The organism is Paenibacillus thermoaerophilus (assembly GCF_005938195.1).
Taxonomy (GTDB): domain Bacteria; phylum Bacillota; class Bacilli; order Paenibacillales; family Reconciliibacillaceae; genus Paenibacillus_W; species Paenibacillus_W thermoaerophilus.
Window position 1 is genome coordinate 182,431 of the sequence record NZ_VCQZ01000005.1, and the last position, 10,400, is coordinate 192,830.

A 10,400-nucleotide genomic window follows, 5' to 3' on the forward strand; every position below is an offset into this window, starting at 1 on the left:
ATTTTGCCGTTGACTTACACCGCGGCTTCCCCGATCAGGAAGAAGAATCGGGAGAAGGCACCGGCCGAATCGGACCGTTCCCGTTGCGCGTTGATCGGCGTTCCTGTTTTTTTCTCCATTTATGGAGCACGTACAAAACCAACGGCAAGCACAACCCGGCCAACAGGAGATAAGGAATCCGCCTCGGAGAACCCTTCGCGGGGGCCGCGTACGACCGATTCCGCAGCCGCTTCTTTTACGCCGCGGTCTTTCCAGTTCCGTGCGCCGGCGGCAATACCCTCGGCTTGCCCGTCGACCAAAACGATCGTATCCCCGGACAGCAAAGCGTTAAATAAGCTCCCGTAGTCGGCAATGTCCCGGATGTCGCCGATGGTTACAGCGCGGTCTTTCAGGAATTGCAAGGGGTTGAACGAGAACCTCGGTTCCGGTTCCGCGAATTCCATGCGGTTCATATCCAGCATAACCGTCTCCAGGATGAATTCCGAAACGGCCTTCGTATCCGTAAGGCCGTCGGTGTACGCAATCCGATTGTCGCCGGTTTGGCCGACGCGAACTTCCCGGATGACGATGTCCGCGCTGTTTCCGAGCGTTTGTCCGATTTTCCGCAGATTTCGACTCAGGCTGGCGCTTAAAGGTTTGATGAAGTCAACATCCTGGCTGCGAGCATCGTTCCTTTTGGATTTACGCACACGTACAAAAAGCAGCATCTGCGGACCCGGGTCCGCGGATGCTGCTTCCTTCTATCATCGGTTAACGCCCGTATAGATACGGATGGCGTCCCGCAAAAATTCGGCCGTTCCCGGCTGCTTGCTGTCGTAATACGCCCTAAACCGCTCGTCGTCCACATACATTTGAGCCAGGGCCGCATGCGCTTCTTTGTTGTACTCGCTCCAGTAAAAGGTCAACCACCGCTTATGCAAATCCGCCGCTTTTTGCGCGAGCTCGCCTGCGGGGTCGCCGGTTTTGAACGCTTCGGCCAGAACGGCGGACACCTCCTCTGCCAGCCGCGCCGCCTCTTCGTACTCCTCGGGCGTCATGTTCAACACCTTCTGATTCGACTTGTTTACGGCATCGTCGCCATACTTCTCGCGGATTTCTTTCCCGTATGCTTTCTCGTTGTCTTCCACCTTTTTTCGTATGAATCCTTCGAATTTTTCCTTGTCGGCCATCGTGGTTCTCCCTTCTGCCGAAGCGATCGTTTTGTCCAGATTGGCGATAAGCAAATCCAACTGCCGTCTCTTGCCGAGGAGCTGCTCGCGATGTTCCTTCAGCGCTTTGACCCGGTCGAAGCCCGGGGAGTCCATGATTTGCTTGATGTGGTCCAGACTGACCCCGAGTTCCCTGTAGAACAGGATTTGCTGCAGCCGGTCAACTTCCGCCTGACCGTAAATCCGGTATCCGGACGAGCTGATTCTGGCCGGCTTCAGAATCCCGATCTCGTCGTAATACCGAAGCGTTCTGGGGCTGATCCCGGCCAGGCGCCCCAGCTTCTGTACGGTGTATTCCATGCGGCTTCCCTCCCGACAACTTAACTGTACACCTTTACGCAGCGTCAAAGTCAAACCGTTTTTGCCGAAACGCGCGGATGGCCCGAACTTTCACGGCAAGCACCATCATCTGGAAAGGCGCATATGGTATCCCATCAGTCAAACGCCTATTTTCGAAGTGAAGGAGAGGAAACGAAGTGGCGATTTCATATATGGACTACACTTCGCCATACGTGCAGTTTACTTACGATCTGAGCGACAATCTGTTCTTCAAAAAAAACGACCGGAATTACATTAACGCTCTTTCCATCAAGCAACTGAACACGTTGGGAAATGTATCCCTGCTCGATATTTACCTCAGCACGGGCAACATCGTCGAGCCCCACTACCATCAAAACGCCTCGGAATTGGTGTATTGCGTATCCGGAGCGGCTGTCGTCTCGCTGATCAACCCGTTCACGCAAGAGCTACTCAACTTCCCGATCCGGCCGGGCCAGGTGGCGAATGTGCCTCAAGCCTGGTGGCATTACGAAATCGCGACGGTCGACAACACGCATTTGTTGGCGGTCTTCGATGCGCCCATTCCGGAATTTATCGGCGGTTCCGATCTCCTGCGCTTGACCCCGGCCGAAGTGCTCGCGCATTCGTATTGCCTCGACGAGGCAAAAGTCAAAGAAACGCTGGCTCCCATCACCCGCACGGTCTTCATCGGCCCGCCCCACGATTGCAAGAAGTATCAGGCGCGGCATCAAGCGGCGGACCATACGGCCCATATTGACCAGTCGCATGGCCACCCGGCCTATGGTTACAGTTATCAGCATCCGCAGAAATATGATTTTCCGCAGCAACAACCCGTCATCATCGGCAATGGCAGAGCTTTCGCGAATTCGAACGGAATCGGATAACGGTAAAGTTGTCCCGCCCCGCCGTCCGCCCTATAATGAAGCTATAAAATGAGCGCCCGATTCGAGAAGGAGATCTGCCCATGTCCTCAGCCTTTCAAGCATTGGTAGTTGAAAATGCCGATACTTTTTCCGTCGCCGTCAAAGACGTTTCGCTCGATCAATTGCCTGCGGGGGAAGTCCTTATTCGAGTCGCCTATTCCAGCGTCAACTACAAGGACGGCTTGGCTTGTATTCCCGACGGCAAAATTCTGAAGTCATACCCATTTATCCCGGGAATCGATCTGGCGGGGCACGTCGTGTCGTCCGCCGACAGCCGCTTTCGCGAAGGGCAGCCCATTCTGGCCACCGGCTACGGCATCGGCGTGACCCACTACGGAGGGTTTAGCGAATATGCGCGGTTGCCGGCGGATTGGGTCGTCCCGCTGCCCGACGGACTGTCGCTGCGGGAAGCGATGATCTACGGAACCGCGGGCTTCACGGCCGCTTTATCCATCGAACGCTTGGAGGAGAACGGTTTGTCGCCCGACAAGGGGGACGTCCTGGTGACGGGAGCGACCGGAGGCGTGGGCGGAGCCGCCATTGCCATGCTGAGCAAGAAAGGCTATCGTGTCGTGGCCAGCACGGGCAAGCCGGAGGCTGCCGCTTATTTGCGGTCGCTTGGCGCCGCCGAGGTTATCTCCCGCGAGGACACGGCCGGAAGCGGCGGCAAGCCGCTGAACAAGCAGCGCTGGCAGGCCGCCGTCGATTCGGTCGGGGGAAGCTCCCTGGCCGCCATATTGAGCCAGATCGCCTACGGCGGTTCCGTTGCCGCAAGCGGCCTGACCGGGGGGACGGCTGTGCCGGCGACCGTCTTCCCGTTTATTCTGCGCGGAGTGAACCTGCTCGGCATCGATTCCGTCTTTTGCCCCGCCGACCGCAGACGAAGTCTGTGGGCGCGCATGGCCGGTGACTTAAAGCCGCATAATCTCGAAGCGCTCGTACACCGCGAAGTTTCGCTTCAGGAGCTGCCTCAAGCGCTCTCGGACATATTGAATGCCAACCACAAAGGGCGCACGATCCTCCGCTTGTCCGCGAGTTGACAACGCAGACTCTACAACGTCCGCCGTCCCGCCGGCACGCACCCGATTGCATCCGCCGGCGGAACCCGCGGCGCGGCTCGTTTGTCCGCAACCCCGGCGGCGGCACGCGTACGATTGCCCCTGGCGGCTGAACCCACAGCGCGGTGTGTTTGTTCGCAACCCCGGCGGCGAGATGCATATGCTTGCACTTGCTCGATAGGTCGCGTGTGTTCCCCCGACACACTCAAACAGTTCCCCTTGCCTTCGGGCACGCTCAAATGCAAATTTACACTTTAATCCTGCCACACGCGGGGAAATGGTCGATTTTATTGCAAACATACACTCCATTATTGGAAATTCCGCGAAATGGGTCCCGCGGCAGCGATCCGAAGTGTATTTTTGCATTCCAGCAACCGATTATGGCGAGAAGTTGCGGTATAGAGTGTAATTTTGCACTCCAGCGGCGACGGCGGCCGAACCCGCGGCGCGGCGCGTTTGTCCGTAACCCCGGCGGCACGCGTATGCTTGCACCTGCCGGAGGGTCGCGCAGCTCGTTTCCCCAGCGGCGGCGGCGAAACCTGCGGCGGCCTGGCGGGTCCCGTCTGTCTGCCGGACGCACCATGTCTGCCGGACGCACCATGTCTGCCGGGCGCACCACAAACAAACGGCGATGCAACAGGGTGATAGGCATCCATACGGTAAACAGGTGAAACCATCAATACCTGTTTACGGTATGGGAGCTAATCCCTGACATCGCCGTTTTTTATCAGCCGAGTCGCCTCCCCACGGGCAGCGGGGCTCGCCTTTGCGCCTTCCCTACGGGCGGCGAAGCTCGTAAATCCGCGCTTCGTGGGGACGAAGCTCGATACGGTCGGCGGAATCGGCTTCGTTCTCCGGATAGTTGGACAACAATAAGTTCAAGGTAAATTCCCGGTACGCGGCGGGCAATCGTATAGACGACGGGTCGTCGGAGTGATTGAGCACGATTAGCCAGCGGGTATCGCCCAACGTCCGGGTATACACATAGAGACGTTCGTCTTCCATCCACTCCGGCAGCTCCTCGAAATCGCCGTACACCATGACTTCGTGATCTTTGCGCAGCCGGATCAGCTTCTGATAGTATCGGTAAATGGAATTCGGATCGGCCAGATCCTTCTCCACGTTGATCTCTTTGTAATTCGGATTCACGTTGATCCACGGAGTGCCGGTCGTAAATCCCGCATTCAGCGAATCGTTCCATTGCATGGGCGTACGGGAATTGTCGCGGCTGAGCGCTTGCAGGCTTCGCAGAACCTCCTGCGGGTCCCGGCCTTTCCGGACTTCTTCCTCGTAACGGTTCTTCATCGCGATATCGTTGTATTGGTCGATGGAATCGAACCGCACGCCGGTCATGCCGATTTCTTCGCCTTGATAAATATAAGGGATGCCCGGCAAGGTGTGCAGCATGGTCGCGAGCAGCTTGGCGGATTGCACCCGGTACGGGCCGTCGTTTCCGTATCGGGTGACTTGTCGCGTATGGTCGTGGTTATTCAAAAACTGGGAATTCGAGCCTTTGCCCCACAGAACCTGATACCAGCGTCTCTGAATCTCCTTGAAGCGGCGCATGTCCCACGACGGCATCTCGTCGCACACTTCGAAATGAAACAGCGTATTTAACTCATTGCGGTCTTCCCCCACGAATTTCAAACCTTCTTCGGGAGAGACAAACGCCGTTTCGCCCACCGTCATCATATCGTAATGTCGGAAAACTTGCTCGTTCATCTCCCGGATATAGTCGTGCAGACCGGGATTGTTCGCCAAATACCGGATATCCGCCGGATTCTCCGCATCGGAGAAGGCTTTCGGCTTGGCCAGCAGCGCGATCGCGTCCAGCCGGAAGCCGTCTATGCCTTTATCCAGCCAAAATCTCATCATTCGGTATATTTCCTGGCGCAATTCCGGGTTCTCCCAATTCAAATCCGGCTGTTCGACGGCGAACGAATGAAAGTAATATTGCCCCGTGGCCTCGTCCCATTCCCACGCCGACGGCGAGAAGTACGAACGCCAGTTGGTGGGGGCTTTTCCGTCCTTCGCATCCTTCCATATATACCAATTCCGCTTGGGATTGTCCCGGGACGACCTCGACTCCAGGAACCACGGATGCCGGTCGGATGTGTGATTGACGACCAGATCCATGATCAGCTTCATCCCGCGGGCATGAACCTCCGAGAGCAGTCTTTCCCAGACTTCCATCGTGCCGGCTTTCGGCATGATGGCTTCGTAGTCGGAGATGTCGTATCCGTTGTCCTTGTCGGGCGACTCGTATACGGGGTTCAGCCAGATGATATCGACGCCCAACTCCTTGATGTAATCGAGCTTTTGGATCAGACCTTCCAAATCGCCGTAGCCGTCGCCGTCCGAGTCGTAAAAGCTCCTCCAATACACTTGATACACAACGGATTCTTTCCACCAGGTCTTGTTGATGTTCATTTAACCGCTCCTGCTGCAATGCCTTTAATGATGTATTTTTGCGCGAAAAAGTAGAAGACGACAACCGGCACAATCGCCAGCGTCAGCCCGGCCATCGCCAGATTCCACACGATGGTGAATTCGCCGAAGAAATAGAAGGTCGACAGCGGAATCGTCCGCAGATCTTTATCGGACAGCGTCAGAGACGGAAGCAAGTAGTCGTTCCACATCGAGATGACGTCCAGAATCGCAATCGTGACCGTAATCGTCTTCAGCATCGGGAACACGATCCGCCAGAACACGCCGAACTTGCTGCAGCCGTCCAGCGTCGCGGCTTCCTCCAGGGCGACCGGAATCGATTTGATGAAGCCGTGATACAGGAACACCGCCATGCTGGCATGGAAGCCGACGTTCATATAGATCAAGCCCTCATGCGTATTCAGCATCGGGATATGAAGATGCGTGCGAATCCAGTCCATCACTTGCATCAGCGGCATCATCAGCGTCTGGAACGGAATCAGCATCGTGGCGACAAACGTCATAAAGATCGTTTTGCTGATCTTGTTGTCCTTCCTGACCAGCATCCACGCCGTCATAGAAGCCAAAATCACGACGATAATGACCGAAACGATCGTCACGTACAAGGAGTTGGCGAACGCGTTGAGAAAGTTCATCTTCTCCATCGCTTTGACGTAGTATTCGAAGCTTAGCGATGAAGGCAAGGCCAGAGCGTTCTCATACAGTTCCGCGCGGTTCTTGAAGGAGTTGACGACCATGATATAGACCGGAGAGAGGAATGCAAGCGCAACAAGGACAAGCAACAATTCCAATATCCATTTGCTTGTTCGTTTCATTACATTTGCACCTCTCTCTTCTTCGTGATGGCAACCTGGGTCAACGTCAGGATCGCCACGATCAGGAAAAATATGATCGCTTTAGCCTGGCCGAGCCCATAGTGGCTGTAGGCGAATATTTCATTGTAAATATTCATCGCGAACATCTCCGTGGCGTTGTTCGGTCCGCCCTTCGTCAACGACAGGTTGACATCGAAAATTTTGAAGGCGCCGGACAACGTCAGGAACAAGCAAACGGTGAAGGAAGGCATCAACAGCGGGAACACGATTTTCGTCAGCCTTTGCCGCAGGTTCGCGCCGTCCACCTTGGCGGCCTCGATCAAATCGTCCGGAATGCCCTGGATGCCGGCGATATAAATAATCATCGTATATCCGGCCATCTGCCACGTAAAGACGATAACCATCGCGTACAGCGCAAACTTCGGGTCCAGCAGCCAGTTAAAGAAAATATGCTCCAGCCCCGTTTTTTCGCCGATGAATTTGAAGATGTCCGTAAAGATGAATTGCCAAATATACCCGAGAATCAGACCGCCGATCAGGTTCGGCAGGAAAAACATCGTCCGCGCGGCGTTGCTGACACGCAGCCCGGCCGTCACGAGCAGCGCCAGCAACAGCCCCGACACGTTCACGATAATCAGCGCCAACAAGGTGAACTGAACCGTGTGCCAGGCGGACTGAAGAAACCGTTTGTCCTTGAACAGCTCGACGTAGTTGTCAAAACCGACAAACGTCTTCGGGTTGGCCGGTATGCCGTCCCAGCTCACGAACGAATAGCCGATTCCGATAATAAACGGAATTAATACGACCGTCGTGAATATAAACAGCAAGGGCATCGTAAAGAGAAGGTACCACCCGATGTCCTTTCTTGAATTCATGTCGCTTCACTCATTTCGAAATAAAGTCTTGACTGGCGGAAGAAAAACGAAAGCCTAAAGCCACGTTGCGAGGCTAGGCTTTCGTTTTATCTCAAGACAGATGGATTATTTTGCAGCTTTGGCCCATGCGGCGTCCAGCTTCTGCAGGAATTGTTCGCCGGTCATGTCCTTTTTCAGGAAGAACTCTTGCGCTGCGGGTGCCAGATCGTTCACGATGATCCCTTGCGGGAAATAGTTGTTGGCCCACGGAATCGTCTGTCCGCTCTTCGTCGCCTCGTGGACCGCCTTGGACAGCGGGTCCAGATCGGCCGCCTCGATGTTCACCATCGCCGGAATAAATTTGAACTCCTTCACGATCGCGTTTTTGCCGGTTTCGCTCGTAAACAGCCAGTTCAGGAAAGCGCTCGCCGCTTTGATCTCATCCGCGCTGGCTTTGCCGTTGATGACCCAGTTGCTCGCCACGCCTACGGCAAGCTTGTTGTTGCCGGCCAGCGGCAACGGCATCATCCCGATCTCAAAGCCCAGATCCCCGTAATCCTTCAACATGGAATAGCTCCAGTTGCCTTGATGAACCATCGCCGTTTTGCCTGTCGCGAAGTCGCCCATTTGGGTGTCGTATTTGACTTCCATCGGATTCTTGGTGTTCGCTTTAATCGCTTCCATGAATTTCGCGAACTCCTGGAACTCTTTCGTATCCGCCATTTTGACTTCGCCTTTGTTCAGCTTCTCGATGAACGCTTGCGGATCGGGCTGCAGCGCGAACGGCGTATTGATGATGTGCCCGATCAGGAAATATGCTTCCTGAGAGAGGCTCAGACCGTTCTTGCCTTCCGCTTTCAGTTTCTCCAGCGTTTTGGTAAACGATTCGAGATTCGTTACGTCCTTCGGGTCGACCAGGCTCTTGTTGTACACCAAGCCGAACCCTTCCACGCCGTACGGTACGCCGACTACCTTGCCGTCGATCTTCAGCGCCATATTCGGGGCGATGTTTTTCACATACGGTTCGTTGCTCAGATCGTAGTAGTAGGATTTAAACTTTTCCGCTTCCGCCCCGGTACCGACGCTGAAGATGGTCGGGCCTTCGTTCGCCGTCAGCTTGGCCTGAAGCTGCGTCGAATAAGCGTCGCCGGCAGCGCCCCATACTTCAACCTCGTTGCCGGTTTCCTCCTTGTACTTTTTCACCAAAGCTTCCAGCGGTTCGGCAATTTCGACTTTCGATTGGAAAATCGAAATTTTCTTCAGCTTCTCCGTTCCGGCCGGCGAGGAAGTCGCGGAGGAATCGTCGCCTGCGGAACCGCCGCATCCCACCATCGTCGCGAGCAAAGCCGTCGCTGTTAGTAAACCGAATGCGCTTTTTACCTTTTTCAATCACTTCGCCCCCAAATCCTCATGTAGTAAACGCTCTCAATTCCTAATATATTGTTTTAACCGGGGGATGTCAATAAATTTTGAATGCGTTTTACGTGAAAATAATCATAAAATAATTTTCATTTTATTAAAAACCCAATTGTTTTACTTTGATTATTTCACCGTCTTTCTCCACTTGATGGTTGCGCCCAGTTTGAACGGCTCCTTATTTGCCGTTCCTTCCAGCATGGCGAGCAGCTCCTTGGCCGCCAGATAACCGCTCTCGTACCGCGGGATGGATATGGTCGTCAATCCTTTCATCTCCGCCAGAACGGAATCGTCGAACCCCGTAACCGAAATATCGTCCGGCACGCGGATCTTGTTTTCTTCGAACGCTTTGATGGCACCGATCGCCATGTTGTCGTTCGCACAGACGACGACCTCGGGCAAATCGTTGCTTAACAGCATGATTTTGGCTGCCTGATAACCGCTTTTTTCGCGATAATTTCCATGGAAATAATATTTGCGGTCAAATTCGATATTGTTTTTCGCCAGCGTATCCGTAAACCCGGCATAACGTTCCTGATTGTCCAACGTAAAGTCCAGCCCGCCGATAAACCCGAACCGCTTAAAGCCTTTGTCCACCAGCCCCTGCACCATCTCGCACATGACGGGATAGTTGTCGACGATGACGCTTTTGGTTTCGGCCTGTTCGTTCCGGATAATCCGGTCCATCAGCACGACGGGAAAGTCGGGTTTTGCGACGGAGATCAAAAAATCGTCCGTCAGGCTTCCGTCCAGGATGATCGCGCCGCTCGCCAAGCTGCCGCGCATAAAGTTGGCGGCGGATTTGTTCGTGCAGATCATCAGATCGTACCCGTTTTCCGTCAGGCAATCACTGATGCCTTCGATAATTTTCAAGTAAAAATCACGATCGAAATCGCTGAATACAAACACGATTGTATTGGAATTAGCGGATTTTGCTTTTTTGCCTGACAGATTCGGATGGTATCCGTATTCCGAGCAAATTTGCAGCACTCTCTCCCTGGTCGCTTGTCCGACGTTTTTGCGTCCGTTCAGCACATTGGACACGGTCGAGATCGAGACGCCCGCAAGCTCCGCTATTTCTTTCATCTTGATCATATGATTTGGGTCCCCCTATGAAACTTTCATATTTTATATATACCATGGAATCGTTTTTTGTAAAATTGTTTGTAAAATTTATTTACCGCACAAAAAAGGGACTGTCCGCTTCCGGATCGCCCAAACGAATCGATTCATCGCCTGCGTGATTTTAACTAGTTGCTCCTGAAAAAGTCGATTTTCAAAAATAGTTTCGGGTTGCTGGCTGGGTTGTGAGGGGGAACTTTCCCTAATGATCGGTTTCCATGTTAGTTTTGGAGCATTTTTGCCGCTCTTTGCAGGT

At 54.1% G+C, this 10,400-nt stretch carries 10 protein-coding genes; 2 read left to right on the top strand and 8 right to left on the bottom strand.

The annotated features are described in order from the left end of the window. Positions 1-119: 119 nt before the first annotated feature. Both FE781_RS05855 and FE781_RS05860 read right to left on the bottom strand, forming a co-directional pair. A complete protein-coding gene (locus tag FE781_RS05855; protein WP_170209427.1) occupies positions 120-689 on the bottom strand; it encodes a spore germination protein in 570 nt (189 codons plus the stop codon). A 54-nt stretch (positions 690-743) separates the two neighbouring features. Beyond that, the gene (locus FE781_RS05860) at positions 744-1,508 is read right to left on the bottom strand and encodes a MerR family transcriptional regulator (protein WP_138788662.1); all 765 of its coding nucleotides are present in this window, start codon (positions 1,506-1,508) and stop codon (positions 744-746) included. Between the two features lie 176 nt (positions 1,509-1,684). On the opposite strand from FE781_RS05860, the gene FE781_RS05865 reads away from it, so the two are divergent. Together FE781_RS05865 and FE781_RS05870 are read left to right on the top strand one after the other, a co-directional pair. Further along, positions 1,685-2,392 carry a cupin domain-containing protein gene (locus FE781_RS05865; protein ID WP_138788663.1) on the top strand — a complete coding sequence of 236 codons (708 nt, stop codon included), beginning with the start codon at positions 1,685-1,687 and terminating at the stop codon, positions 2,390-2,392. Between the two features lie 80 nt (positions 2,393-2,472). Next, positions 2,473-3,471, top strand: coding sequence for an acrylyl-CoA reductase family protein (locus FE781_RS05870; RefSeq protein ID WP_138788664.1), 999 nt, complete (start codon positions 2,473-2,475; stop codon positions 3,469-3,471). Positions 3,472-4,266: 795 nt separating this feature from the next. Here FE781_RS05870 and FE781_RS05875 read toward each other — a convergent pair. The 6 genes from FE781_RS05875 to FE781_RS17625 all read right to left on the bottom strand — a co-directional run. Then, positions 4,267-5,913: a glycoside hydrolase family 13 protein gene (locus FE781_RS05875; protein ID WP_138788689.1), complete on the bottom strand. Its 1,647-nt coding sequence runs from the start codon at positions 5,911-5,913 to the stop codon at positions 4,267-4,269. Between the two features lie 2 nt (positions 5,914-5,915). Then, positions 5,916-6,752: a carbohydrate ABC transporter permease gene (locus FE781_RS05880; protein ID WP_138788665.1), complete on the bottom strand. Its 837-nt coding sequence runs from the start codon at positions 6,750-6,752 to the stop codon at positions 5,916-5,918. Beyond that, on the bottom strand, positions 6,752-7,627 hold the full coding sequence (locus tag FE781_RS05885; RefSeq protein WP_138788666.1) for a carbohydrate ABC transporter permease: 876 nt from the start codon (positions 7,625-7,627) through the stop codon (positions 6,752-6,754). The genes FE781_RS05880 and FE781_RS05885 overlap by 1 nt, the downstream gene beginning before the upstream one ends. Positions 7,628-7,732: 105 nt before the next feature. After that, positions 7,733-8,995 carry a sugar ABC transporter substrate-binding protein gene (locus tag FE781_RS05890; protein ID WP_138788667.1) on the bottom strand — a complete coding sequence of 421 codons (1,263 nt, stop codon included), beginning with the start codon at positions 8,993-8,995 and terminating at the stop codon, positions 7,733-7,735. A gap of 153 nt (positions 8,996-9,148) precedes the next feature. Beyond that, positions 9,149-10,117, bottom strand: a complete 969-nt coding sequence (locus FE781_RS05895) for a LacI family DNA-binding transcriptional regulator (RefSeq protein WP_138788668.1) — start codon at positions 10,115-10,117, stop codon at positions 9,149-9,151. 78 nt (positions 10,118-10,195) lie between these two features. Beyond that, a partial coding sequence (locus FE781_RS17625; RefSeq protein ID WP_211346313.1) for a hypothetical protein occupies positions 10,196-10,400 on the bottom strand: 205 nt, incomplete at its 5' end.